Source organism: Loktanella sp. 3ANDIMAR09, from assembly GCF_001420005.1.
In the GTDB taxonomy this organism is placed as follows: domain Bacteria; phylum Pseudomonadota; class Alphaproteobacteria; order Rhodobacterales; family Rhodobacteraceae; genus Loktanella.
The window spans coordinates 157,401-182,471 of record NZ_LJAK01000006.1; the positions used below are offsets into that span (position 1 = coordinate 157,401).

A 25,071-nucleotide genomic window follows, 5' to 3' on the forward strand; every position below is an offset into this window, starting at 1 on the left:
ATGACTTTTTCACGTTTGAACATGACCGCCGCGTCCGCAGCCTTGTTGCTGGCCGCTGGCTGCGCTGGCACAGGCGGCCCGAACGACAACCAGAACGCCCGCAATGCCGCAATGATCGGCGCGGGTGCCGGTGTCGTTGCAGGCCTGCTGTCAGGGGATGACGCAACCGAGCGGCGTCAGAATGCCCTCGCAGGTGCTGCACTTGGCGCGGCAGCCGGCGCTGGCATCGGCACGCTGCTGGACCGCCAGGAAGAAGAACTGCGCCGCGAACTGGGCAACAACGTCGGCATCGTCAACAACGGCAACAACCTGACCGTGACCCTGCCGCAGGACATCCTGTTCGCAACCAACTCGACCGCCGTTTCCGGCGCGGCACAGGGTGACCTGACAGCGCTGGCCCGTAACCTGCAGTCCTACCCGAACTCGACCGTCAACGTGATCGGTCACACCGACAACGTCGGCGAGGCTGCATTCAACTTTGACCTGTCGCAGCGCCGCGCCCAGGCCGTCAGCAGCGTGCTGATCAACGCAGGTGTTGCACCCTCGCGCATCCGTTCGATCGGCCGTGGCGAGGACCAGCCGGTAGCCACGAACAATTCGCCCGAGGGCCGTCAGCAGAACCGCCGGGTCGAAATCGTCATCACCCCGAACTAAGCGGCGACTGCCGGAAAACCGCCAACCGTTTCGGTTGGCGGTCACCGGGCAAGACTGCGACCAAGACACAAAAAAACCCGGCGCATAGCGCCGGGTTTTTTCATTCTGCGATGTCGATTGCGTCAGTGCATCTTGGCTTTGACGGTTTCGATGCTTTCGTCGATCAGCGCATTGGTGCGCTTGGCATCCAGGTTCTTGGCGATCACGTCCTTGGACGCTGCAACCGCGACCATGATCGCTTGATCGCGCACATCGCGGATCGCGGCAGCACGGGCGGCGGCGAGCTGATCTTCGGCACCGGCCAGACGGCGTTCGATGTTGGACGCGATCTCGGCCTTTGCCGCTTCGGCAGATCGTTCGGCCTCTTGGCGTGCGTTTGCAACGATCCGGTCCGCCTGTTCCTGAACTTCTTTTTGCTTGCGCTCATATGATGCAAGCAGGGTCTGCGCCTCTTCACGCAGGGCGCGGGCCTCGTCGAGGTCGGACTGGATGCTGACAGCGCGGCTGTCGAGCATTTCGGACACCTTGCCGGGCACCTTGAAGTACAACAGGATCGCGATGAACAGCAAGAAGCCGAGCGTCACGACGAAATCTGTATTCGCCAGCGAAAAGAACACATCGCCCGCAGCGAGTGCAGGTGTTGCGGACAGGGCGAGAACGGCGATCAGGAAATGACGCATGACTTAACCTTTCATCCGCGCGGTGACGGCCTCGTTGATGGCATCCGCGTTGACGTCCACGCCCATGGTGGACACCAATGCCTGCGCCACGTCGCGCGCGACCTCACCCACGTTTTGTGTGGCGTTCGCCCGGATCTCGGCGATGGCGGCTTCGGCCTCGGCGGTCTGGGCGGAAATCTTGGCGTCGGCTTCGGCCAGTGCAGCATCCAGGTCCTTCTGGGCCTCGGCACGGGCTTCTTCCGCGATACGGTTGCTTTCGCTGCGTGCGTCGGCAAGCGCCTTTTCATAGGATTGTTCTGCGGCGGCGGCCTGATTTTTCAGGTCCTCGGCTGCGGCCAGATCGTTCGAGATGGTGCCGGAGCGTTCAGCCAGAATGGCCGAAATGCGCGGCAGGGCCACGCGCGACAGCATCAGATAGATCACGACAAGCGCGACCAACAGCCAGAAAATCTGGTTGGGGAATGTTTCAAAGTTCAGCTGGGGCATGCCAGCGTTCACTTCGGTTGCGACTGTTTCAGTTGCCATCAGGGCCCCCGGATACCTTAGGTTCTACCGGCCGGGCCGCGAATGCGCCCCGGCCAGCCGTAAGGATGATTTGCGGTCGTCTTAGACTGCGAACATCAGCAGAAGTGCGATCAGGAACGAAAAGATCCCGAGAGCTTCTGCGAATGCCAGGCCGATGAAGAGTGTCGCGGTCTGCGACGCAGCGGCGGAGGGGTTGCGCAGTGCGCCGGCCAGGTAGTTACCTGCCACGTTGCCAACACCCAGAGCAGCCAGACCTGTACCGACGCCAGCCAAGCCAGCACCCAGGAATTGGCCCATGTTTGCGATATCGCCTTCCATAATCTTTTCTCCTTACGATGGAATTGCGTTGATGGTTCGTAGACTTACCCGTGGACCTGCCCGTTAGTGGGCCGGATGCAGCGCATCCTTGAGGTAGACACAGGTCAGAATTGTAAAGACGTAGGCCTGAATGCCGCAGACGAGGATTTCCAGACCGTAGATCGCCGTGATGGCCAGAACCGACAGCGGGCTGACAGCGGCAAGTGCGGCGAATGCTGCGAACACCTTGATCACGGCGTGACCGGCGGTGATGTTACCTGCCAGACGGACAGAGTGGCTGACCGGACGCACGAAATAAGAGATGATTTCGATCACGGCGATGATGGGACGCAGGAACAGCGGCGCCTCTGACATCCAGAACAGTTTCAGGAACGACGGTCCGTTCAGCACGAAACCAAGGATGGTAACTGCGAAAAACACGCCGAAACCCAGCACCGCGGTCGCCGCGATATGGCTGGTCGTCGAGAACGACATCGGGATCAGGCCGAGGTAGTTGGCAAACAGGATGAACATGAACAGCGTCATGATGTAGGGGAAATACTTCAGCCCCTCCTTGCCGGTGATATCCTCGACCATCTTGTGGGTGAAGCCGTACATCAGCTCCGCGACAGACTGACCACGGCCAGGGATCGTGGACCGGTTGCGCGTGCCCCAGATGAACAGCGCAGCGATGCACAGCACTGCAATGGCAAGCCACAGGGTCACGTTCGTGGGCGTGTACCAATGCACGGGACCGTCACCGAACAGCGGTTTGACAATGAACTGGTCCAGCGGGTGAAAAACCAGACCGCCAGTTTCTTCGGCACCGTCGTAAGCAGTTTCAGTCGCCACGTGTTTCACCCTCGTCATCGGCGGATTGGTCCGCCTGTTGTTTCGCCTGCATTTCCTTTGCCGACCGCATCATGGTGTTCACACCGGCTGCGAAGCCAAAGAAAATGAACAGCACCAGAAAAATCGGCATGGTCCCAAAAAAAAGGTCCAGACTGTATCCGATGCCGAAACCGATCCCGAGACCGGCCACAAGTTCAATCACCATCCGCCAAGCAAGCTGCGCCTGACCATGATGGCTTTCGCTATGGGACTTCACCGGTTGCGTCACCTTGCGGGCCGCCAGTTTCTGTTCCAGCGCCTTCAGACGCTCGGACGGATCTGGCTGGTCCGGGTTCGGTGTCACGTGGATCTATCCCGTTCGTTCCCGTCAGGGTCTATGGCGCGAATGAAAAGGAGTCAAGCGAGGCAAAATCCACGCCAAGCCATTGATTTGTATCATTTTACTCAATGCGGATATACTGAAACTCGCCCAAAAGCCATGCATCGTGCGCCCGTTCGTCATTCAACCATTCGGTTGACGATAACGCGGGCATGGGCGTATCGGATTTGCATGAGCGGAAATCTGGACACCACCTTTGCAGCACTTGCCGACCCGACCCGGCGGGCGATCCTGTCCATGTTGCTGGAGGATGACATGGCCGTCACGGACGTGGCAGAGCCATTCGAGATGTCTCTTGCTGCGGTGTCAAAGCACCTGAGCGTACTGACGGCAGCGGGTCTGGTGTCACAGGAAAAGCGCGGCCGGGTCAAATGGTGCAAACTCGAACCCGATGCGCTGCATGCGGCAGCGGTCTGGATGCAGGCCTTTGGCATGTTGGGTCCGCTGGACCTGGATGCCTTTGAGGGTTTTTTGCTGGGGCAATTGGAACAGGAAAAAGCCGCCAACCCGTGATCCGGGCGGCGGCTGTTTACCGGCTAACCTGTCGTCAAATTTACAGAACGAACTGCACGATTGCGACGACGATGACCACGAGACCCACGAGATAGATGATATTACGCATTTTTTATCCTTCTTGAACTATTCGTGAGCGAACGCCGCGGTGCGACATTTTGTTCCAATCAGCCCTCGGGTTTTTGCGGGCCGTCATCACGCAGCAGCAAAAACAGTGCCAGAATGGTCAGCGCGATCCCGACCAGAATCAACGGTCGCGGCGGCACGGCCCCCAGCGCCAACTGCCAGCAGATGACCCAGCTTGGCGTCAGATAGGTGTAGGCCATGACCTTGGCGCTTGGCAGGCGGGTCGCGGCGAACTGCAACAGCGCAAAGGTGGCCGCCGATGCAGCGATGGCCACATAGGTCAGCGTGATCCAGACGATCCCCGGCAGACTGGTCCACGGCGTCGCCACAATCGCGTCCCAGGCATAGACCGTCAGCAGCAGCGCCCCGGCCAGCAAGGTGCCACAGGCAAATACCAGCGTGCCCTCACCCCGTTTCAGCAGCGCCACGCAGGGCGTGTAGAAGGCATGCGCGATACATCCGACAAAGAATATCGCCTCGCCGCGCCCCACATCCAGCGCACGCAGCGCGGCCAGATCAGCGCGAAAGATGACCCACAGCGCCCCGATCCCGCCGATGGCCAGCGCCAGTGCCATGCGCGCCGTCAGGCGTTGCCGCAACAACAGCCAGCCGAAACCAGCCGCCATGATCGGTGTCAGGGTAAAGACCGCCGAGGTGCTGACCGGCGGCGCGGTTTTCAGCCCTTCGAACATTGTGGCGAAATAGATGCCCATCAGCGCCGCCAACGCGAAATAGCGCCATGGCGCCTGAAATGCCCTGCGGTTCACCTGCCCTGTCGCCACGGCGGCCACGGCCAGCAACACAGCCGCCAGCCAGAACCGGGCGGCGGTCATCACCACGGGGTCGATTTCGTTTGCAGCACGGCTGCCCAGCGCAAAGCTGCCCGCAACCAGCGCCGAAAAGGTCAACATCGCCAGATGACCCGCCCTGTCGGCGGACCGGGGTTTGAACATCACAGTTCGGCCTTTTTAACCCATTCCTTGAGAAAGGCGACAAAGGTCTGCACCTTCTTGCTGCGGTGCAGATCGACATGGGTGACGATCCAGACATCCACGGACCATTCATCCGGGCTTTCGACGACAGGGACCAGAGTGGGATATCTCAGCAGGTCCAGTCGCGACATGAAACCGATACCCGCCCCGGCCAGAATGGCCTCGCGCAGCACACGGGCGTCCGTCGTCTGGATGCGCCGCCTTTCGTCGGGCACACGTTCAGACAGCCAGCGGTAGAAGGGCGCGCGGTTGACCCCGTCCATATGCGTGACGAATTCGTGCCGTGCCAGATCGGCTTCGGATTCGACCGGACCCATCCGGGCGATGTAGTCCTCTGATGCAACCAACACGGGCTGGAGCTGCATCAGGGGTTGGACCACGTTGTCAGGTTCCGCCGGTCGCGTGCCTGCGCGCACGGCGACATGGGCCTCGCCGTATTCCAGCCGAAAGATGCGTTCATCGGTCAGGATCTGGCTGCGGATTTCAGGGTAGGCCGTGTTGAATTCGTGAATGACCCCGGCAAGGATGATCGACAATTCGCCGATCGAGGTGATGATCAGCTCGCCGCTGACGCCATCGCCCTGCCCCTTGATGCGGCCAACCAGCTGCGTGAATTGTTCGTCCGTCGTTTGCGCCACGCGCAGCAGATCCACACCGGCATCGGTCGGCGTGTAGCCGCGTGCGTGCCGCTGGAACAGTTTTACGCCCAGCCGTCCCTCGAGAGAGTCGATATGTCGGATGACCGTCGCATGATGCACGCCCAGTTGTTCGGCGGCCCCGCTGACCGTTCCCGCCCGCGCCACCTGAAAGGCCGTGCGGATTTCGTCCCAGCTGTCCATGTCGTGCGCTCTCTCTGGTTCAGGCCGTTCTGGGCCAAGGTCGGTTATTTTACCCCATAGCGCAATCGTCAATGACCTGCATCGCTTGACCGTGGCCGGCGGAACACCCCAGTGTAGGACATGACTTCGTTCACCCACCGCCTGATGCGGCTGCACGCATGGACCGTGCAAAAGCCGATCCTCGCCCTTGTGCGGCACACGGGCGTGCTGCGCGTCCTGTTCACCGTGAACGCCGTGATCGGCAACAAGACACCAAAGGGTCTGCGCCTGACGGCCATCGAACTGAACGGCAGGCCCGGCACGATCTGCGGCACGGATGCACCGACACCGAACGGCACGACGCTGTATCTGCATGGCGGTGCCTTCGTGATCGGCAATCTGCGCGGCTACAGGCATCTGGTCGCGCGGCTGGCGCAGGCGGCGGGTACGCGGGGTGTGTTCCTTGATTACCGCTTGGCGCCGGAACACCCGTTTCCCGCCGCACTCGACGATGCAGAGGCGGCCTGGCGCGCGTTGTCTGACGATCCTGATGCCGGACCGCTGACATTGGCGGGGGACAGCGCGGGGGGCAATCTTGCGCTGGCACTCTTGCAGCGGATCATCGCCAAGGGGCTGGTGTTGCCGCACGGCGTGGCTGTGCTGTGTCCCGTCACGGACCTGCGACTGGAAAACCCGTCGCTGGCAAAAAACCGCAAAACCGATCCGCTGGTGTCGACCCGTTGGGGCGCGCGGGGCGTTGCGGCCTATTTGGCCGGTGCCGATCCCGCCCAGCCCGATGCCTCGCCGATCCTGGGGGATTTCACCGGTGCACCGCCCGTCCTGATCCACACTGACTGCGGCGAGGTGCTGCACGACGATGCCTGCCTGATGGCCGACCGGCTGCGCGCACAGGGCGTGGATGTCACATTGACCAAGGAGGCGGGTCTGTATCATGTCTGGCACCTGAACGTCGGGCGCACCGTCGAGGCAGGTCGCAGCGTGGCCCAGATCGGCGCATTCCTGTCTGACGCGGTGACAAGGGGCCGTTCATGACGACATTGATCCTGATCCTGCGGATCGCGCTGACCGTCGCGTTTCTCTATTTCGGTCTGCGCAAGATTTTCGGCGGAAAAGAAGACGTCAAAGTCTACGACGCGCTTGGTTTCGGGCAATGGCCGCGTCCCATCACCGGCAGCGTGGAAACAATCTGCGCCATCGGGCTGTGGGTGCCGGGGTTGCAGGGGATTGCGGCCCTGGGCCTGCTGGCAACGGTCATCGTCGGCACCACCGCGCTGACCCTGTTCACCAGATTGCCGCGCGCGCACATGTTCGCACTGATCGCAGGCAGCGCCGTGCTGGTCTGGTTCGATGCCGCCGATATCCTGCGTTTTCTGCCGCTGGCTTGACTCTGTGACTGTCCCCGCGTAATCCGCAACCAATTCCCCGGAAGCTGTGCCTTCCGGTCCCCGGTTTACGGGGATCGCCCTCCGTCAGCGCGTTGCGCCCACGGGGGCGCTACCGCATTGAGCGTTCGTCCCCATATGGGTGGCAACGCAACCGACGACAGGACGAGCCATGTTCGAGAACCTCTCTGACCGCCTATCAAGCGTCTTTGACCGCCTGACGAAACAGGGTGCCCTGTCCGCGGACGATGTCAAAACCGCCATGCGCGAGGTGCGCGTCGCCCTGCTCGAGGCTGACGTGTCGCTGCCCGTGGTGCGCGATTTCGTCAAGGCGGTCGAGGCCAAGGCGACCGGTCAGGCCGTGACCAAGTCGATCACGCCGGGCCAGCAGGTTATCAAGATCGTCCACGACGAATTGCAGCACGTACTGACCGGCGCAGAGGACCCCGGCGCGCTGAAAATCGACAACCCACCCGCCCCCATCCTGATGGTCGGCCTGCAGGGTTCGGGCAAGACGACGACGACGGCGAAACTGGCAAAACGGCTCAAGGAGCGTGAGGGCAAGAAGGTCCTGATGGCCTCGCTTGACACCAACCGCCCTGCGGCCATGGAACAGCTTGCGATCCTCGGCACGCAGATCGGTGTGGATACCCTGCCCATCGTCAAGGGCGAGACGCCCGTTCAGATCGCCAAACGCGCGAAAACGCAGGCCAGCCTTGGCGGGTATGACGTGTTCATGCTGGATACCGCTGGCCGGTTGCACATCGACGCCGAACTGATCGCGCAGGCCGCCGAGGTACGCGACGTGGCCAACCCGCGCGAAACGCTGCTGGTGGTTGACGGCCTGACGGGTCAGGACGCGGTGAACGTCGCGCAGGAATTCGACGACAAGATCGGCGTGACCGGCGTTGTCCTGACCCGTATGGACGGCGATGGACGCGGCGGTGCGGCGCTGTCGATGCGTGCCATCACCGGCAAGCCCATCCGCTTTGTCGGTCTGGGCGAAAAGATGGACGCCATCGAAACCTTCGAGCCGCAGCGCATCGCGGGCCGTATCCTGGGCATGGGCGACATCGTGGCCCTGGTCGAAAAGGCGCAGGAAACGCTGGAGGCCGAACAGGCCGAGCGCATGATGAAGCGGTTCCAGAAGGGCCGTTTCAATATGAACGACCTGAAGATGCAGCTGGACCAGATGCTGAAAATGGGCGGCATGGAAGGCATGATGGGCATGATGCCCGGCATGAACAAAATGAAGGGCCAGATGGACAAAGCCGGGATCGACGACAGTATCCTGAAGCGCCAGATCGCCCTCATCAATTCCATGACCAAGGCAGAACGCGCCAACCCTGACCTGCTGGCTGCCTCTCGCAAAAAGCGGATCGCCAAGGGTGCTGGCCTCGAAGTGTCGGAACTGAACAAGCTGGTCAAACAGCACCGCCAGATGGCCGACATGATGAAGAAAATGGGCAAGGGCGGGATGCTCAAACAAGCGATGAAGCAGATGATGGGCAAGGGTGGCATGCCCGACATGAACGACCCCGCCGCCATGCAAGAGGCCGCAAAGGCCATGCAGGGCCGCATGCCCGGTGGCGGCCTGCCCGGACTGGGCGGTGGTTCCGCCCTGCCCCCCAGTCTGTCCGGTTTTGGCAAAAAGAAATAAGCGATGAAGTCGGATCGTTCCCTGCACAGCCGCGTGCTGACCTCTGCCCCGGAGTTGACCACCGGGCGGTTGTTGCTGCGCGGCCCGCAGGACAGCGATCTGGACGCGTTGACAGAGATGGTGACGCAATCGGACCGCATGGCGCATGTCGGCGGCAAGGGCACCAGCACCGAAGCCTGGCGCGCATTCATTTCGGGGATCGGCCACTGGCAGATGCGGGATTTCGGGTTCTTTACGATCACCGACCGCAACAGCGGCGAAACCTTTGGCCGTTGCGGTCTGCTGCGCCATGTCGGCTGGCCTGAAACCGAAATGGCCTACCACCTGTTCGACGGCGCAGAGGGACGCGGCATCGCCTACGAGGCATGTGTTGCCGTGCGCCGCTGGGCGGGCGAAAACCTTGGCCTTGGGCCGCTGGCGTCGTTCATCGCGCCTGCCAATGCGCGCAGCCGTGCGCTGGCCAAGCGCCTGGGCGCGGTCGAGGAAGGCCTGCACGTCATCGACGGCGACGAGGCATTGGTGCACCGGCACCTGGCGCATGATGCGCCGCTGGCCCGCGCGCAATGGCTGGAGGTGTCGCAATGAACCACAGCCTGCAAACCGCCCGCCTGATCCTGCGTCAGCCCAATGCATCGGACTGGCCCGCGTTCCGCGATTTCATGGCGTCGGACCGTGGCGCGCTGTTCGGCCACACGACCGAAGGTGCCGCCTGGCGCAGCTTTGCCGCCGAACTGGGGCACTGGCAGATATTCGGTTACGGCATGTGGGCCGTCACGCAGCGCGGATCGGATGCCATCGTGGCGTTGATCGGCCCGTGGTGCCCGCCCGACTGGCCAGAACGCGAAATCGGCTGGATGGTGCTGGACCCCGCAATCGAAGGCACCGGCATCGCCCATGAGGCGGCCAAGGCATCGCTGATGCACGCCTTTACGGCCCTGGGCTGGACCACCGCCGTCAGCTACATCGCCCCCGGCAACACCCGGTCTGCCGCATTGGCCGCCCGGTTGGGCGCCGCACCCGACCATGCCGCGACCCCGCCCGCCAGCTACGCAGGCCAGGTGGTCTGGCGTCATCCCCTGCCAAAGGACCTGTCATGACGATACATCCCTGGGAACAGCCCCCTGCCGGACAGGCCGCCGTCGCGGTCGACCGCATCGTGCAGGCGCTGCCGCGCATTGCAACGGACCGCACCATCATGCGCGGCCCCTACATGGAAGATTTCGACGTCTTTGCCGATCTGGTGACGTCGGACCGGGGGCGCTATGTGTCCGGCCCATTGACGCGCGAGGGTGCATGGGACGATTTCATTCAGCTGACCGCCAGCTGGATCTTGCGCGGTGCCGGCCTGTGGACGGTCGAACATCAGGACGACAAGCGCGTGCTGGGGTTCGTGCTGCTGGGCCACGAAACCGGCGATCCCGAACCCGAACTGGGGTTCCTGTTCACCCAAGAGGCCGAGGGCAACGGTTACGCATTCGAGGCCGCAGAAAAGGCACGTAACAATGCCTGGAACGCGCTCAGCTTTGACACGCTCGTCAGCTATATCGACCCCGAAAACGACCGCGCGATCGCGCTGGCGAAACGCCTGGGTGCGGTCAAGGACGACGGCATGCACGACGGCTGCGAAATCTGGCGTCACCCCCGACCGGAGTATGACCTGTGACCGATGATCCCGTCATCCGCGCCGCAGAAGTGCTCAAGGAACACCGCGCCAGCATCGACCGGCTGGACGCGATCCTTGTCTATACCTTGGGCGAACGGTTCAAGCACACGCAGGCGGTTGGCGCGCTCAAGGCCGCGCACGATCTGCCGCCGTCAGACCCCACGCGCGAGGCGACACAGATCGCCCGCCTCACCGATCTTGCGAAACGGGCCGATCTGGACCCGGAATTCGCCAAGAAATTCCTGAATTTCATCATTCAGGAAGTCATCCACCACCACGAACAACACAAATCCTGACGGGCCTCCCCCGTCATCAATACCCAAGAAGGAAAAACATCATGGCTATGAAAATTCGTCTCGCCCGCGGCGGTTCCAAAAAGCGCCCCTATTATTCCATCGTTGCTGCCGACAGCCGCATGCCGCGCGACGGCCGTTTCAAGGAAAAGCTGGGCACCTATCAGCCGATGCTGTCCAAGGACGATGAAAACCGCGTCAAGATGGACATGGAGCGCGTGACCTACTGGCTGGGCCAGGGCGCAGAACCCACCGACCGCGTCGCCCGCATGCTGGAGGCCGCAGGCCACCTGCCCAAGAAAGACCGCCAGAACCTGAAAAAGGGTGAGCCGGGCAAAGCTGCCAAGGCACGCGCCGAAGAAAAGGCCGCCAAGCAGGCCGCCATCGACGAGGCCGCTAACGCCCCCGCCGAGGCCCCCGCAGAAGAGGCCGCAGCAGAGGAGTAAATCCTGCGCCGCGTGACCGATTGGCCCGCCTGTGCACCCGCACGGGCGGGCCTTTTTCGTATCGCGCCCCTATTCCGCCCGCTCCCTGGTCGCGCTACACTCGATCCCGAACAGAATTCAGGGGCGTTGCATGACCGAGACCGTAATCGTGGGCCGTATCGGCGGATCATTCGGCGTCAAAGGCGAGGTCCGGATCAAATCCTTCTGCGCCGATCCGCAGGCCATCGCGGATTATACACCGTTGACGACTGCGGACGGGCGCAGCTTTGCCCAGATGGTGCTGACGGGGCAGACCAATGGCGGTTTCACCGCGCGGCTGGACAGCGTCATCACCAAGGAAGACGCCGATGCGCTGCGTAACGTCGATCTTTATGCGCCGCGCGATGTGCTGCCAGCCCTGCCCGACGACGAATATTATTACACTGATCTGATCGGGTTGACCGTGGTCGATACCGGCGGCGTGACGTTGGGCACGGTCGCGCGGGTGGTCGATCACGGCGCTGGTGATCTGCTGGATGTGACGGTGGCCGGGCAATCCGACACGGTCCTGATCCCCTTCACCCGCGCGGCGGTTCCCACGGTCGATCTGACCAGCCGTCGCATCGTGGCCGATCCACCCGAGGGTCTGTTCCCCACATGAGGCAGATTTTCATCCATCCGGGGTTCCACAAGACCGGGACCAGCTCGATCCAGCATTTCCTGTGGTACAACCGCGAAACGCTGGACCCGTTCGGCGCACCGGTGATGCTGCGGCACATGAAACCGCTATTGCAGATCATCGGGCGGTTTTCGCGCACGCTGAACCCCCTGGACCTGATGGATTACGTGGCCCGCATGGACGATGCATTTGCCGTGGCGGCCCCCCGCAGCGACCAGAACATCATCATGTCCTGCGAAGGATTGCTGGGCAACCTTCCCGGCGGGCCGGGGGTCGCCTCTTACGCGCCGTCGGTCACGCTGGCCGCCTATCTGACCGGCTACCTCTCGGAACGGTTCCCCGATGTGCGGCAACGCATGATCCTGACGACGCGCGATGCCGACGGCTGGCTGTTCAGCACCTACCGGCATCATCTGCGCGGACACCGGCTGAAACTGGATTTCAAGGAATTCGCGGCCCTGCACGCAGGCACCGCCGATCTGGATAAAACCGTGGCAGAGGTGGCAGACGTGATCGCCCCCGTGCCCGTCGACACTCTGCCGATGACCGACCTGCTGGCGCATGATTTGGGGCCCGGTGGCGCGTTGTGCGAACACATGGGTGTGTCGCCCAAGATCATGGCGCAGCTGGCACCTGTGGGGACCGGCAATGCGGGACCGGATACCGCGTTGTGGCAGAAATTCCTGGACCTGAACCGCAGCCCGCTGGCCGATCGCGCAGTCGCCGCCGAAAAGGAACGCCTGGCGGCAGAGGCAAACCTGGGCGGCTGGCGGTTCGCCTGAGATGACCCGCGTCATCGTCCACCCCGGTTTTCACAAGACCGGGACATCCAGCCTGCAAACCTACCTGACCCAACACCGTGCAACGCTTTGCCCGCATTTCGCGTTCTACGGTAAGGACGACTTCTTGCAGGCCGGTGCAGCGGCGCGCCTCTATGCGCAACGCCCGTTTCGGTGGCGTCTCTGGGCCTTTCGGCGCCGCCTTGACCGGTTTCTGGCCACGATCCCGGACGCCCCCGTGATCGTGCTGAGCCGCGAGACATTCAGCGGGGCGATGCCGGGCCACCGCCGCATCTCCGGCAAACTCATCACAAGGTACCATGACGTGGCCGTGCCATTGGGCCATCAAATCAATGCGGCACTGCGCGGCCGGTTCGGGCCGGACGTGCAGATTACCTATTTCTATACCCTGCGTGACCGCGAGGACTGGATCAGGTCGGTCTATGGTCACCTGCTGCGATCCATTCACCTGACCTGCGATTTCGGCGCGTTCCGCGCGCAATTTCCCGATCTGATCGACCCCGCGGCCGAGGCCATGCGCATCACGCAGGATCTGGGCATTACCGATGTGCATTGCGCCGATCTGCACGATATCGGCCACCGCCGCGCCGGACCCGCAAGCGCGTTGCTGGACCTCGCAGGCGTTCCGGCAGAGGTTCAGGAGGCCCTGCCGCCCGCTGCCCGCGCGAATACCGGAGAGGACCTTGAATTGCAGAAAACCTTTCTGGCACTGAACCGCGCGGGCCTGAGCAAGGCCGCGTTGAAACGCCGCAAGGAGGATCTGCGCAGACAGGCAAACTAACGCGCATGGAACAAAATGTCGCAGCCCCGGGTTGGATTATTAGTCAAACCAGAAAGGATCTATCATGATCGGTTGGATTATCACTCTACTCGTTATTGCCGCCATCGCGGCGCTGCTCGGCTTTGGCCGGATCAGCGGCCTTGCCCTCACCGGTGCAAAAGTACTGATCGGCATCGTGCTGATCCTGTTCCTGCTCGTGATTTTTGGCATCGTCGCGATCGCCTAGTGCAAGGCGGCCCGCGCCGCGCTATGACGCGGGCCATGACTGACACGCCCCGTTCCGCCGGTCGCAAGACCATCCGCCCCACGCTGCAACCGCGCGACCTGATGACCGACCAGCCAGAGCTGGCGGGCGTCTGGACCGCGCAGGTGTTGACCCTGCTGCCAGAGGCATTCCCCGGTATTCTGGGCGAAAGCCTGCTTGGTCGCGCGCTCAAGGACGATCTGTGGCAGCTGAATGTCACCGACCTGCGCCACTACGGTGAGGGTAAACACCGCAACGTCGATGACACCCCGGCGGGTGGCGGTGCCGGCATGGTATTGCGCGCCGATATCCTGGACCGGGCGCTGCACGATGTGCGTGCCGGGTCGCGCGGGCGCAATCCGCTGATCTATCTGACGCCACGCGGTCGTCCCATGACGCAGGCGCTGATGCACAAGCTGGCCGCCGGTGACGGCGTGACCCTGTTATGCGGGCGTTTCGAGGGGGTGGACGAGCGCGTGATCGAGGCGCACGACATGATCGAGGTCAGCCTTGGCGACTTTGTCATGACCGGCGGAGAGATCGCCGCAATGGCCTTGATTGACGCAACGGTCCGTCTTATACCCCGCGTGCTTGGGAATCAGGCATCCGTGGAAGAAGAATCCTTTTCTCATGGATTGCTTGAACATCCCCAGTACACGAAACCCGCCGTCTGGAACGGTCGCGCGATACCCGAAGTTCTTCTGTCGGGGCACCACGCGAAGATCACCGACTGGCGACGGGCACAGGCCGAAAGGCTGACAAAGGAACGCAGACCTGACCTCTGGCGGGCTTATTGTGCGGTGCACGGTAGGGACCCGGACGAAGACACAGAGCTCTGAGGCACGCATAAACGTCGCGGGAAAACCCGTGCTATCATAGGAGCGCATGATATGGATATCATCGCACAGATCGAAGCGGAGCAGGTTGCTGCGCTGGGGAAGACCATCCCCGATTTCAAGGCGGGTGACACCATCCGCGTCGGTTACAAAGTGACCGAAGGCACCCGGACACGGGTTCAGAATTACGAAGGCGTCTGCATCGCCCGCAAGAACGGCCGCGGCATCGCCGGTTCGTTCACGGTCCGCAAGATTTCCTTTGGCGAGGGTGTGGAACGCGTGTTCCCGCTGCATTCGACAAACATCGACGAGATCACCGTGGTGCGCCGCGGTAAGGTCCGCCGGTCCAAGCTGTACTATCTGCGCGCCCGTCGCGGTAAGTCCGCGCGTATCGCCGAGATGTCGAACTACAAGCCCCAAAAAGACGCATAAGGACGGACACGATGAAAAAAGACATCCATCCCGATTACCACACCATCGACGTCAAGATGACCGATGGCACCGTGGTCCAGATGAAATCCACCTGGGGCAAGGAAGGCGACCAGATGTCGCTGGATATCGACCCCTCCGTGCACCCCGCATGGAACGGCGGCAGCACCCGCCTGATGGACTCGGGCGGTCGCGTGTCCAAGTTCAAGAGCAAATACGCCGGCCTCGGCTTCTAAGCCTGACGCCTGTGACAGACGACAAACGCCGCCCCCCGGGGCGGCGTTTTGCGTTGGGGACACAAGATTGAATCGATACCTGAAAACAACACTGCAAACGCAGGTTGCATTTCAGGATTTCATTCACCCCGAACACGCGCAAAGATCCGATGGGGTACGCTAAAACCGGCGTTTCGCAAAAACTTTGCACGGCGCAAGGACGATTTCATGGAATTTCTTATCGGGATCGCCCTTGTCGGCTTGCTGATCTTACTCGTGACTTTCGCCCGCGGCACAGATGATCCGCCAGTGCGCCCTGAGGCCGAACCAGTCCGGCCACCGAAATGGAATATTCCACCAAAACCAACGCAACCAGGAGCCAGATCCAGGCCGCAGCCCAAGCCGTCATCCACGCCGTATCGAAATACCGAAAGCAGCCACACACTCACTGGTCCGGCCTACATCATCGACGGCGACTCGTTGCGCATCCAGAAAACGGAAATACGCCTGTTCGGCGTGGATGCCCCGGAATTCCATCACCCCTTTGGCAAAAAGGCGAAATGGGCGCTGGTTCAGCTGTGTAAGGGTCAGACCATCCGCGCGGACGTCGTCTGCACCGACGATCACGGCCGCACTGTCGCACGCTGTTATCTGCCCGACGGGCGCGATCTGTCCGCCGAAATGGTCAAGGCCGGTCTGGCAATCGACTGGCCCAAATTTTCCGGCGGGCGCTATCGCGACCTCGAGGTGGACAACGCCCGCAAGAAAATGTGGCTGGCGGATGCACGCCAAAAGGGGTGGATGCACGTCTGGGAAAAATTCGACGCCGATCAAAAGGCGAAAGCGTCACGAGACTGAATCTGCCGCGGTCTGCGCGTCCACGCGCACCAGCAGACCGTCCGGGGTGACATCGACGCGCACCGGGTCCATGATATGCCCGACAAAGGTTTCACCATCCGGTCGGTCGGCAAACCCCATCAGCATCAATCCCTGATCCGTGTCCAACAGGCTGGCCGCATAGCGATTGGGGGGCAACGCCCCGTCCAGAAAGCCCGGTGCCAGACGCCACGGCCCCCGTGGGCCGTCACCGATCAGGTAGTGACTGCCCGTCACGGGCCGGGTCATGGCCGCGCGTTCTGCGCTGAAATGCTCTGCCGCGGTCGAAAACAGGCAGAACCAGCGGCCATCCACGTCAAAGACCTTTGGCACCTCCAGCTGACCGAATTCACCGATGAAAACCGGCGGCTGCAACGTCCATGCCACCCCGTCGGGCGACGTCGCCAGCCCGATACACCCGCCAGCATTGGGTTCGGCAATCCCTGCGGCGCGGGCGGTAAAGAACATCAGCCATCCCGGCCCCTGTGGGTCGCGGATCACCCAAGGGTCGCGCATCGCCCGGTCTGACCAGACACCGACCTGATGCGTGGCCTCGTAATGGCGGGCATTGGGACCATCCATGTCCAGCGCCAGACCGTCACCCACGCGCGACCAATGGTGCAGATCATCCGATACCGCATGCCCGATCCGCTGATACAAGCCGTGCTCTGCCCGGTTCGTGCCCGTATAGTAAAGGTGCCAGCGCGCATCATCGCCCCGGACCACACATCCCGTCCATGTCGTGTAATTGTCCCACGCCTGCCCCTCTGCCGGACCGAAGGTCCGCCCCAGATGGGTCCAGTTCACCAGATCGACACTGGTTGCATGACCGATGCTGACGTTCCAGTGCCGCAGGTCGGGATCACCCAGATCGCGCGGCGCCTGCAGGAAATAACCGTGCCAGACATCGCCGTCGCGCAGATACCAGCTGTCCCAGATAAATTGATCATCCAGCGCAAGAACCATCGCAAGCCTTCTCCAGTTCGTTTCGGGCCGCCACCTGACACCCCGAGATTGGCCCCGACCATAACGCGAAACGCCGCCCCGAAGGACGGCGTTTCAAACCTGATCGGGAATTCTTTCAGCCGCGTCCACCGCCGCCGCCGGCACGCCTGCGACGCTGACCGCCACCGGGTTTGGCATTGGTGTGGCCCGGCTTGTTCTGGTTTGCGGGTTTGCCGCGACCGCCACCGCCGCCATTGCCTCCGCGCCCACGGCCACCGCCGCCGCCGTTGGGCCGCTTTTTCTGACCCGGCTGGATTTCCCAGCGCGTGCCTGTCGCCGTCGGGATCGTCGATTTCATCGCTTTTTCGATGTCCTGCAATTCGATCATCTCATCGGGTGCAACCAATGCGACCGCGCTGCCGTCAGCACCCGCACGCGCCGTCCGGCCAATGCGGTGGACATAGTTTTCTGCCACGTTCGGCAAGTCGTAGTTATAGACAAAAGCCACATCGGGAATGTCCAGACCACGGGCGGCCACGTCAGTGGCGACCAGAACCCGGACCTTGCCCTGCTTGAAAGCCTCCAGCGCGCGATCACGCTGGCCCTGGGATTTGTTGCCGTGGATGGAAGCGGCGGCAAAACCCTTGTTCTCGAGCTGCTTGTAGATCTTTTCGCAGCCATGCTTGGTCCGGCCAAAAACGATGGCCAGTTCGTCGCGATGCGCGTCCAGCAGTTCGACCAGCAGGTCGAACTTGGCTGCTTGCGCCACGAAATGCACCGATTGTTCGATCTTTTTCACGGCCTGACCCGGCGGGTTGACCTGCACGCGCACGGCATCCTTGAGGTAGGTATCGGCCAGCTCGCTCATCAACTTGGGCATTGTGGCGCTGAACATCATGGTCTGGCGATCGGCCGCCAGCAGCGGCGCGATCCGGCGCAGCGCGTGGATGAACCCCATGTCCAGCATCTGGTCGGCCTCGTCCAGCACCAGATAGATGGTTTCATCCAGACGCACGGCACGGCGGTCCAGCAGGTCGATCAGGCGACCGGGCGTGGCAACCAGCAGGTCGACACCGTTTTGCAGACGTTTCTGCTGCGCCACGATCCCCGCGCCGCCCACGACCAGCGCCACCTTGAGGTGACTACCCATGGTATAGTTGGTCAGATTGTCGGCGATCTGTTTTGCCAGTTCGCGCGTCGGGGCCAGGATCAGGCCACGGACGGTTTTCGGGGCCGGTTTCGTGCCGGCCTTCATCAGCGCGTCGATCATCGGCAGGCCAAAGGCCGCCGTCTTGCCGGTGCCGGTCTGGGCCAGCCCCATGACATCGCGACCCTGCATCGCGTAGGGGATCGCCTGTTTCTGAATGGGGGTGGGTTCGGTGATGCCTTGCTCTGCAAGTTTTTCCACCAGGCGGGGCGCAAGGCCCAACATGTCGAAATCCATATATAACTCTTTCCGGGACCAGACGGCCCCTTGCGGCACACGGCAATCGTGTGCGGCGCAGATGGGTCGCTGCAAATAGTCGTCCACGCCGAATTGCCCGGACGCCGCTTGCGGCGCTGGACCCCCTGCGTGACCGTGGGAACCTGAAAATTTGACGGTGATTTGCGGGGCGTTCTGGCCCGGCCCTGCTCACGCGGCAGGATCATACGTCTGTGGGGCAGATGCGCCTTTGCGCAGCACATGTCAACCACCCAGACAAAAGCAGTGGCAGAAGGCCGCTTGCGCTTTTCACGCCGCACCACACAAGATAAGGTGTGCCAAACGAACAAGAGGGCTTTCGCGTGGCGCATATCATCGTGGTCGGCAACGAAAAAGGCGGTGCTGGCAAATCGACCGTCGCCATGCACGTGGCAACGGCGCTGGCGCGGATGGGGCACCGGGTCGGGACGCTGGACCTGGACATGCGGCAGAAATCGCTGGGCCGCTACATGCTGAACCGGCAGACATTCCTGCGCGACGAAGGCCTTGATCTGCCCTCGCCCACCTATGCGGAATTGCCCGAAATCGACCAGGCCAGCCTGGGACCGAACGAAAACATCTATGACCACCGCCTGTCCAAGGCCGTCGCCGGACTGGAACCCACATCGGATTTCATCCTGATCGACTGCCCCGGCAGTCACACCCGGCTGAGCCAGGTTGCCCATTCGCTGGCCGATACGCTGCTGACGCCGCTGAACGACAGTTTCGTCGATTTCGACCTGCTGGCGCATGTCGATACCGCTGGCGAACAGATCACCGGGCCATCGGTCTATTCGGAAATGGTATGGAACGCGCGGCAGTTGCGCGCGCAGGCCGGCCTGTCGCCCATCGACTGGATCGTGGCGCGCAACCGTGTCGGTGCCCAGCAGATGGTCAACAAGGACAAGATGGAACGCGTGATCGAAAAACTGGCCAAGCGGATCGGTTTCCGCATTGCGCCCGGTTTCAACGAGCGCGTCATTTTCCGCGAATTGTTCCCCCGTGGTCTGACCCTGCTGGATCTGCGCGACATCGGGGTCAAGAACCTGAACATCTCGAACGTGGCCGCCCGTCAGGAATTGCGCGAGCTGATCAAGGCGCTGAACCTGCCCGGTGTCACGGCGGATTTCTAGGCGTTCAGAAACGCGGCCACGTCAGACAGCAGGATGCGCGCCTCTGGCAAGGTATCCGGCCAGATATGCCACATGTGAAACAGGTCCGGCACGGTGCGCAATGTCACCTCGGCCCCGGCAAGTGCAGCCGCATGCGCAAGCAGCAGGCTGTCGTCCAGCAGGACTTCTGACAGGCTGACGGACATCAGCGTGGGCGGCATTTTCGACAGGTCCCCAAGGAGTGGGGACACCTCTGGGTCGTGCGGATCACGGTCGCCAAAGGCCATATGGGCCAGTGCCGCATCCTGTGCATCATCATTCATCAGATCGCTGTCACTGTTACGCGTCCGCGTGGTGCTGGCACCGCTGCGATCGGTGTTGGGCGACAGCAGCGCCATGCGCGGAATGTCAGCACCCGACTGGGCCGACACCAGCGCCAGATGACCGCCCGCACTGTCACCCACCACCCGTGCCCCCGGCAGCGCATCCAGCACCTGCCGGGCGGCCTCGCGGATCGCGGGCCAGCCGAACTGCGGGGCCAGCGGGTAATCCGGCACGAACACGCGCGCACCGGTCAGACCCGCCAGATAGCTGGCGCAGCCCGCATGGGTGTCGGACCCGCCAAAGACATATCCCCCGCCGTGAAACCAGACGATCGGGTCCGGTCCCTGCCCGAACCAGCGGCCACGACACCCCCCGACCGTCTCGGTCGGGGGCAGATCCTGCGGATCGGGCCAGCGGCACAGCCGCACAAAGGCCGCGCGCATTTCGTCAGGCGAACCCGTGACCGGTGTGCGACCGATGTGCCTGACAACGGCGCTGAGCGACATCAGACGTTGATGGAGCCGACAGCCCCACCGTCCACACGGTAGTTCGACCCCGTCACGAAGGACGCCAGTTCAGAACAGAGGAACGCGATGACCGGGGCCACTTCCTGAGGTTTGCCGCGACGTTCGAGAACCAGGTAGGGGCGTTCCTCGCGCAGGAAACTGTGTACGGCCTCGTCAAAGCTGACGCCCTTTTCCTCGGACCGTTTTTCCATCATGCCATCGGTCATGGGTGTCTCGATGAACGCAGGGGCCACGCAATTGACCATCAGACCCTTGCCGGAATGCTGCATGGCGACGGATTTGGCAAAGCTGAGCAGTGCCGATTTCGACGCATTATAGACCGTTTCGTCCGGATAGGGCTGGGCCACGTTTTCGGAGGTGATGAAAACCACACGCCCCCAGCCACGGTCGATCATCGGCGGGCACAGGTGCCGCGCCAGACGCACGCCGGACAGAAAATCAATGTTCAGCGCGTCGGACCATTCTTCCTCGCTCATGGTCAGCGGATCGCCCTTGCCGCCGGTCACACCGGCCGCGTGAACGACGATATCGAACCCTGTGCCTGCCTTTTCGACGAACGCGGCGACGCCTTCAACGCTGGACAGATCACCCGCGATGCCGGTGACCTCCAGCTCTTCGGCCGTTCGGGCCACCTGATCGGCATCCAGATCGGACAGCGTGATGACGGCCCCCGCATCCTTGAGAAGTTTGATCGTCTCGACACCGATGCCGCCGGTGCCACCGGTGACGAGTGCTTTTTTGCCTTTGATACCCAGATCCATAGGATGCTCCTGTGTGTATGTGTCGTCATCCAACAGGGGCCGGGGGCATTGTGTTCCTTGCAAACATGTCGCGCACCGACTGCGGAACCATCAGTCGTGCCCAAAGGTTGGTTTGCGCAATGAATGAAAGCTGCACATGACAGACACCTTTGGGCATCGCCCGCCCGCCCCCGCGATCTATCAGATCTATCCACGGTCATTTCAGGACACGACAGGCAGCGGGGTGGGCGATCTGGCGGGCATCACGCAGCGGCTGGACTACGTGGCGGGCCTGGGTGTGGACGCGATCTGGCTGTCGCCGATCTATGTGTCACCCATGGTGGACGGCGGCTATGACATCATCGACCACAGTGCGATTGACCCGCGGTTCGGCACGCTGGACGATTTCGATGCGCTGGTGGCCAAGGCGCATGATCTGGGCCTTGCGGTCTATATGGATCAGGTTCTGAACCATACCTCGGATCAATGTCCGTGGTTTCAGGATGCCATCGCCGGTGACGCGGCCAAGGCGGACTGGTATCTGTGGCGCGACCCCAAGCCCGATGGCAGCCCACCCAATAATTGGCTGTCGCAGTTCGGCCTGCCCGGCTGGCATTGGAACCACAAGCGGCGTCAGTACTACTATGCACAGTTCACTGCATCCCAACCCAGCCTGAACCTGCGCAATCCCGACGTGCAGGCGACGATCGCCCGGCAGATGCAAGGGTGGCGCGACCGGGGGGTCGATGGTTTCCGATTCGATGTGGTGACATCCTTCCTGTGGGACGAGAGCCTCAAGGACAATCCGCCTGCCACACCTGAGGTGCAGGACAAGGTGTCAGGCGAGAATTTCAACCCCTACACCTATCAGGATCATACCTATGACATGCTGCCCGGCGATGGAGCTGCCTATGCGCAAAACCTGCGCAAATGGACCGGCGACGACGCCTATCTGTTTGGCGAAAACACATCCGGCAACCAGTCCGTCGCCTTGGCCATGGCGTTTTCCGAACCCGGCCGCCTGAACGCGACCTATATCACCGACATGCCCGAGGGGCGCGGCAGTCCTGCGACCTTTGCCGATCTGATCGCGCGGGGGGCCGATTTTCAGCGCCTGCCCGGCTGGCTGTCCAGCCATGACCAACCCCGCCACGGGGCCGGAGATGCGTCCGATGCCGTGCTTGCCCTGCAAATGGCATTCCTGCCCGGACCGTGGATCATCTATCAGGGCGAGGAACTGGGACTGCCGCAACCTGACCTGTCACAGCACGAGGTCACGGACCCGCTGGACCTGCGCTATTGGCCGGATGGACCGGGCCGTGAAGGCGCGCGTGTTCCGGTGCCCTGGAACGCCGACGATGAATGGTTCGGATTTACCGACGACTGCCCCTGGCTGCCGATGCGCTGGGACCGTGATGCGTTGCGCCGCGCCTGGGCCGATGGGGGCATGGTCGATTTCTATCGCCGCATCATCGCCCTGCGTCGGGACCTGAACTGGGCAGAGGCCGAAATCACCGACGTCACGCTGGAGGGTGACGTTTTTGACATGACGATCACCACCGGGGACGCTGTCCGCTATCGCGGGATATTCACCCATGGTGCTGCCGGCCCCGCGGACAGGCCGCGGAGCGATGCCTTGATCAGCGCAGAGGGCGTGGCACCCGATGCGGCAGGCTGGTCTGGCGGCGTCTGGCGGCTGTCGTAGCCACCAGCGCCCCCAAGCCAAAAGCTGCGGCAACGATACCGCCAGCGATGACCTTGCGCGCACGGTCGGCGTCCACCGTCAGCGCCGTGGGGGCAACATCGCCGTCGAAATCACCGGTCGCAGACCCCGGCCGCGCCACAGGCTCATGCAGGTTGTCGGCATCCGCGGTGGCCCACGCAGGTTGATCGGATTTCTGCATCTCGATCCCGTTGCGGGACAAGCGACGGTCGATATAGCCCGGCAGGAGCATGTCACCGAAAACCAGTTTCAGCACCGATGTGCCGACCAGAACCTCGCGCAGGTTGCCGTCGATCGCCTTGAGCACGGCACGGGCCGCGACATCGGGATGATAGACCGGCGGTGCAGGCTGGGGTTTCATGTCCAGATCGTTGCGCGCCCATTCAAACTGGGGTGTATCCATCGCAGGAAGCTGGACCAGCGACAGGTGCAGATCAGGCCGATCCTGCATCAATTCGGACCGGACCGCGCCGGCAAAACCGTTGATCGCATGTTTCGCCGCCACATAGGCCGCCTGACCCGGCACGGGGCGGTAGGCCAGCCCAGAGCCGACGTGGACGATATTGCCATGCTGCATATGGGTCAGCGCCAGCCGTGTGCCATTCACCTGACCCAGAAACGTGGTGCGGATGATCTTGTCGAAATCGGCCACGGGAAGGTCTGCGAATTTGCAAAATGCCGTGCTCATCGCGCAATTGACCCAGACGACGGGCGCACGATCCGCGACCAGCGTCGCGACCGCATCCGTCAGGGCCGTTGCATCACCCACGTCAGCACTGGCGGTCTTGATCCGACCCTGCGGGTGCGCGCGGCGCAGCCCGTCCAGCCTGTCGCCACCCCTGGCGATGACACCGACCGTCATCCCCCGCGCCACAAGCGCATCAACGACAGCCCGCCCGACCCCGGCGGTTCCGCCCAAAACGATTGCGTCTGTCATCACACTCTCCTGATCCGTGCGCGGGATGCGCGTTCAGGGATAGAAGTCCCGCCATCCGCCACAGGTTCCGCGACCATTGTCCCCTTCGCACCTGCCGCAAGCCGTCCGCGCATAAAAAAAGCGCGACCCCGAAGGGCCGCGCCTCTCTGCCGCAATGCGTATTGGGGTTACATCGCGGGCAGAACGGTGACGTCGCGGATTTCGCCGTCAACACCTTCGATCATGCCGACGCTCGTCGCGGCACCCGTCGCCAGATCAACGGTATACAGCGTGTTGCCGTTCACCAGGAACGCGGTGTTTTCCAGCTCTGCCGTGGTCTGGACGTCAAAGGCATAGGCCTGCGCAGGCGCATCAAGGCCAAGCTTGCCGATGGCCGACAATGTTCCGTCGTTGGGCGAGGTCTGCTGGATCAGCCCCGCAATCGTCGCGTCGATGTCATACATCGCGGTGGATTCCGGCTGACCGTAGCTGTTGATATAGGCAGCGGCCACAATATCAGGGGTTTCGCCCATGTGCATGTCGCCTTCGACCCAATCCAGGCTGCCGTCGACCGTGACCTCACCGGTGTCGACATTGACACGGTGGTTGGTGGTATCGGTCATGAAACGCAGACGATCGGCGGCCGGGTTGAAATCGACGATGACCTGCGAATCCGCAACAGGCAGCGGCGTGTCCATCGTGGACATCTCGGTGGCCTCGCCGGTGGCGGTGTCGATGCTGACGATGGTCATGTCTGGGGTCACGCCGACGACGGTGTTGTTGGACGGACGCAGGTCGATGCCCAGCAGGCTGTCGACGCCGGTCACATCCATCGTGCCGGACACAGCCAGCGTTTCGGTGTCGAACATCACCAGCGTCTTGTCACCGACCAGACCCAGGGCCGGGGCGGCCACCGCGGCAGTTGCAGACAAAGCAATGGCAGAGGTGGAAAGTGCGAGAATACGGAACATGGAAATCTCCTGTTGATCGTTTCACAGACAGCGTGTTTGCCGTCCTTGCCCTGAAGACACGGCAGATCGCCAAACGGATGCAAAGAAGCATAAGAAATTTCAAATTTCTCACAGGACACTGATTATAAATGGTTTTATTCAGAAAATTTTTTGATCCACGTGGTTTGGCCCCCTTGCCTGCATCCAAAGCAAAGTTTCGCGTGTCACCCTC

Annotated in this window: 33 protein-coding genes; 20 read left to right on the forward strand and 13 right to left on the reverse strand. The window is 62.3% G+C overall.

The window, feature by feature from the left end:
- Complete coding sequence (locus tag AN189_RS10975) at positions 1-654, forward strand: OmpA family protein (protein WP_056035487.1); 654 nt, start codon at positions 1-3, stop codon at positions 652-654.
- Positions 655-776: 122 nt separating this feature from the next.
- Here AN189_RS10975 and AN189_RS10980 read toward each other — a convergent pair whose 3' ends face one another.
- The 5 genes from AN189_RS10980 to AN189_RS11000 all read right to left on the reverse strand — a co-directional run bounded on the left by AN189_RS10980 (position 777) and on the right by AN189_RS11000 (position 3,351).
- On the reverse strand, positions 777-1,334 hold the full coding sequence (locus AN189_RS10980; protein ID WP_056035490.1) for a F0F1 ATP synthase subunit B: 558 nt from the start codon (positions 1,332-1,334) through the stop codon (positions 777-779).
- 3 nt (positions 1,335-1,337) lie between these two features.
- Positions 1,338-1,859: a F0F1 ATP synthase subunit B' gene (locus AN189_RS10985; protein ID WP_056035493.1), complete on the reverse strand. Its 522-nt coding sequence runs from the start codon at positions 1,857-1,859 to the stop codon at positions 1,338-1,340.
- Positions 1,860-1,940: 81 nt separating this feature from the next.
- A complete protein-coding gene (locus tag AN189_RS10990; protein ID WP_056035496.1) occupies positions 1,941-2,177 on the reverse strand; it encodes a F0F1 ATP synthase subunit C in 237 nt (78 codons plus the stop codon).
- 63 nt (positions 2,178-2,240) lie between these two features.
- On the reverse strand, positions 2,241-3,026 hold the full coding sequence (locus tag AN189_RS10995; RefSeq protein WP_056035499.1) for a F0F1 ATP synthase subunit A: 786 nt from the start codon (positions 3,024-3,026) through the stop codon (positions 2,241-2,243).
- Positions 2,998-3,351, reverse strand: a complete 354-nt coding sequence (locus tag AN189_RS11000) for an AtpZ/AtpI family protein (protein ID WP_056035502.1) — start codon at positions 3,349-3,351, stop codon at positions 2,998-3,000. Before AN189_RS11000 ends, AN189_RS10995 begins: the two co-directional genes overlap by 29 nt.
- A 207-nt stretch (positions 3,352-3,558) precedes the next feature.
- Here AN189_RS11000 and AN189_RS11005 point away from each other — a divergent pair, with 207 nt between their 5' ends.
- The gene (locus AN189_RS11005) at positions 3,559-3,900 is read left to right on the forward strand and encodes a helix-turn-helix transcriptional regulator (protein ID WP_056035506.1); all 342 of its coding nucleotides are present in this window, start codon (positions 3,559-3,561) and stop codon (positions 3,898-3,900) included.
- 167 nt (positions 3,901-4,067) lie between these two features.
- Here the strand turns inward: AN189_RS11005 and AN189_RS11010 are convergent, their stop codons facing one another.
- Both AN189_RS11010 and AN189_RS11015 read right to left on the reverse strand, forming a co-directional pair.
- Positions 4,068-4,979, reverse strand: a complete 912-nt coding sequence (locus AN189_RS11010) for a DMT family transporter (protein WP_056035508.1) — start codon at positions 4,977-4,979, stop codon at positions 4,068-4,070.
- The gene (locus AN189_RS11015; protein ID WP_056035511.1) at positions 4,979-5,857 is read right to left on the reverse strand and encodes a LysR family transcriptional regulator; all 879 of its coding nucleotides are present in this window, start codon (positions 5,855-5,857) and stop codon (positions 4,979-4,981) included. The genes AN189_RS11010 and AN189_RS11015 overlap by 1 nt, the downstream gene beginning before the upstream one ends.
- Positions 5,858-5,977: 120 nt before the next feature.
- On the opposite strand from AN189_RS11015, the gene AN189_RS11020 reads away from it, so the two are divergent.
- The 16 genes from AN189_RS11020 to AN189_RS18790 all read left to right on the forward strand — a co-directional run bounded on the left by AN189_RS11020 (position 5,978) and on the right by AN189_RS18790 (position 16,122).
- Positions 5,978-6,889: an alpha/beta hydrolase gene (locus tag AN189_RS11020; RefSeq protein WP_083484358.1), complete on the forward strand. Its 912-nt coding sequence runs from the start codon at positions 5,978-5,980 to the stop codon at positions 6,887-6,889.
- Positions 6,886-7,242 (forward strand): DoxX family protein, encoded by a 357-nt coding sequence (locus tag AN189_RS11025; RefSeq protein ID WP_056035519.1) that lies wholly within the window; start codon positions 6,886-6,888, stop codon positions 7,240-7,242. Before AN189_RS11020 ends, AN189_RS11025 begins: the two co-directional genes overlap by 4 nt.
- Positions 7,243-7,411: 169 nt before the next feature.
- Positions 7,412-8,899, forward strand: a complete 1,488-nt coding sequence (gene ffh / locus AN189_RS11030; RefSeq protein WP_056035522.1) for a signal recognition particle protein — start codon at positions 7,412-7,414, stop codon at positions 8,897-8,899.
- Positions 8,900-8,902: 3 nt separating this feature from the next.
- Positions 8,903-9,484: a GNAT family N-acetyltransferase gene (locus AN189_RS11035; RefSeq protein WP_056035525.1), complete on the forward strand. Its 582-nt coding sequence runs from the start codon at positions 8,903-8,905 to the stop codon at positions 9,482-9,484.
- Positions 9,481-9,996: a GNAT family N-acetyltransferase gene (locus tag AN189_RS11040; protein ID WP_056035528.1), complete on the forward strand. Its 516-nt coding sequence runs from the start codon at positions 9,481-9,483 to the stop codon at positions 9,994-9,996. The genes AN189_RS11035 and AN189_RS11040 overlap by 4 nt, the downstream gene beginning before the upstream one ends.
- A complete protein-coding gene (locus tag AN189_RS11045) occupies positions 9,993-10,562 on the forward strand; it encodes a GNAT family N-acetyltransferase (protein WP_056035531.1) in 570 nt (189 codons plus the stop codon). Before AN189_RS11040 ends, AN189_RS11045 begins: the two co-directional genes overlap by 4 nt.
- Complete coding sequence (locus tag AN189_RS11050; RefSeq protein ID WP_056035533.1) at positions 10,559-10,858, forward strand: chorismate mutase; 300 nt, start codon at positions 10,559-10,561, stop codon at positions 10,856-10,858. The genes AN189_RS11045 and AN189_RS11050 overlap by 4 nt, the downstream gene beginning before the upstream one ends.
- A gap of 41 nt (positions 10,859-10,899) precedes the next feature.
- Entirely contained in the window at positions 10,900-11,301 is a 402-nt protein-coding gene (gene rpsP / locus AN189_RS11055) for a 30S ribosomal protein S16 (RefSeq protein WP_172794899.1), read from the forward strand.
- Between the two features lie 130 nt (positions 11,302-11,431).
- Positions 11,432-11,941, forward strand: coding sequence for a ribosome maturation factor RimM (gene rimM, locus AN189_RS11060; RefSeq protein ID WP_056035539.1), 510 nt, complete (start codon positions 11,432-11,434; stop codon positions 11,939-11,941).
- Positions 11,938-12,741: a hypothetical protein gene (locus AN189_RS11065; protein WP_056035541.1), complete on the forward strand. Its 804-nt coding sequence runs from the start codon at positions 11,938-11,940 to the stop codon at positions 12,739-12,741. The genes rimM and AN189_RS11065 overlap by 4 nt, the downstream gene beginning before the upstream one ends.
- Before the next feature lies 1 nt (position 12,742).
- The gene (locus AN189_RS11070) at positions 12,743-13,540 is read left to right on the forward strand and encodes a hypothetical protein (protein ID WP_056035544.1); all 798 of its coding nucleotides are present in this window, start codon (positions 12,743-12,745) and stop codon (positions 13,538-13,540) included.
- A gap of 64 nt (positions 13,541-13,604) precedes the next feature.
- On the forward strand, positions 13,605-13,766 hold the full coding sequence (locus AN189_RS18785) for a DUF1328 family protein (RefSeq protein ID WP_083484359.1): 162 nt from the start codon (positions 13,605-13,607) through the stop codon (positions 13,764-13,766).
- A gap of 35 nt (positions 13,767-13,801) precedes the next feature.
- Positions 13,802-14,623 carry a tRNA (guanosine(37)-N1)-methyltransferase TrmD gene (gene trmD / locus AN189_RS11075; protein WP_157057459.1) on the forward strand — a complete coding sequence of 274 codons (822 nt, stop codon included), beginning with the start codon at positions 13,802-13,804 and terminating at the stop codon, positions 14,621-14,623.
- A gap of 51 nt (positions 14,624-14,674) precedes the next feature.
- The gene (gene rplS / locus AN189_RS11080) at positions 14,675-15,052 is read left to right on the forward strand and encodes a 50S ribosomal protein L19 (protein ID WP_056035548.1); all 378 of its coding nucleotides are present in this window, start codon (positions 14,675-14,677) and stop codon (positions 15,050-15,052) included.
- A gap of 11 nt (positions 15,053-15,063) precedes the next feature.
- Positions 15,064-15,285: a 50S ribosomal protein L31 gene (gene rpmE, locus AN189_RS11085; RefSeq protein ID WP_056035554.1), complete on the forward strand. Its 222-nt coding sequence runs from the start codon at positions 15,064-15,066 to the stop codon at positions 15,283-15,285.
- A 207-nt stretch (positions 15,286-15,492) separates the two neighbouring features.
- A complete protein-coding gene (locus AN189_RS18790; protein ID WP_083484360.1) occupies positions 15,493-16,122 on the forward strand; it encodes a thermonuclease family protein in 630 nt (209 codons plus the stop codon).
- Here AN189_RS18790 and AN189_RS11095 read toward each other — a convergent pair.
- Both AN189_RS11095 and AN189_RS11100 read right to left on the reverse strand, forming a co-directional pair.
- Positions 16,111-17,106 carry a levansucrase gene (locus tag AN189_RS11095; RefSeq protein WP_056035558.1) on the reverse strand — a complete coding sequence of 332 codons (996 nt, stop codon included), beginning with the start codon at positions 17,104-17,106 and terminating at the stop codon, positions 16,111-16,113. The two genes, AN189_RS18790 and AN189_RS11095, sit on opposite strands and share 12 nt — an antisense overlap.
- A gap of 115 nt (positions 17,107-17,221) precedes the next feature.
- Positions 17,222-18,529 carry a DEAD/DEAH box helicase gene (locus AN189_RS11100; protein WP_056035561.1) on the reverse strand — a complete coding sequence of 436 codons (1,308 nt, stop codon included), beginning with the start codon at positions 18,527-18,529 and terminating at the stop codon, positions 17,222-17,224.
- 341 nt (positions 18,530-18,870) lie between these two features.
- Here AN189_RS11100 and AN189_RS11105 point away from each other — a divergent pair, with 341 nt between their 5' ends.
- A complete protein-coding gene (locus tag AN189_RS11105) occupies positions 18,871-19,680 on the forward strand; it encodes a division plane positioning ATPase MipZ (protein ID WP_056035780.1) in 810 nt (269 codons plus the stop codon).
- Here AN189_RS11105 and AN189_RS11110 read toward each other — a convergent pair.
- Together AN189_RS11110 and AN189_RS11115 are read right to left on the reverse strand one after the other, a co-directional pair.
- A complete protein-coding gene (locus tag AN189_RS11110; protein WP_056035562.1) occupies positions 19,677-20,489 on the reverse strand; it encodes an alpha/beta hydrolase in 813 nt (270 codons plus the stop codon). The genes AN189_RS11105 and AN189_RS11110 overlap by 4 nt on opposite strands.
- On the reverse strand, positions 20,489-21,271 hold the full coding sequence (locus AN189_RS11115; protein ID WP_056035563.1) for an SDR family NAD(P)-dependent oxidoreductase: 783 nt from the start codon (positions 21,269-21,271) through the stop codon (positions 20,489-20,491). Before AN189_RS11115 ends, AN189_RS11110 begins: the two co-directional genes overlap by 1 nt.
- A 136-nt stretch (positions 21,272-21,407) precedes the next feature.
- On the opposite strand from AN189_RS11115, the gene AN189_RS11120 reads away from it, so the two are divergent.
- Positions 21,408-22,955, forward strand: coding sequence for an alpha-amylase family glycosyl hydrolase (locus AN189_RS11120; RefSeq protein WP_056035564.1), 1,548 nt, complete (start codon positions 21,408-21,410; stop codon positions 22,953-22,955).
- On the opposite strand, the gene AN189_RS11125 is transcribed toward AN189_RS11120, so the two are convergent.
- Complete coding sequence (locus tag AN189_RS11125; protein ID WP_083484361.1) at positions 22,891-23,910, reverse strand: SDR family oxidoreductase; 1,020 nt, start codon at positions 23,908-23,910, stop codon at positions 22,891-22,893. The genes AN189_RS11120 and AN189_RS11125 overlap by 65 nt on opposite strands.
- Before the next feature lie 167 nt (positions 23,911-24,077).
- The gene (locus AN189_RS11130; protein ID WP_157057460.1) at positions 24,078-24,860 is read right to left on the reverse strand and encodes a DUF4394 domain-containing protein; all 783 of its coding nucleotides are present in this window, start codon (positions 24,858-24,860) and stop codon (positions 24,078-24,080) included.
- Positions 24,861-25,071 lie beyond the last annotated feature (211 nt).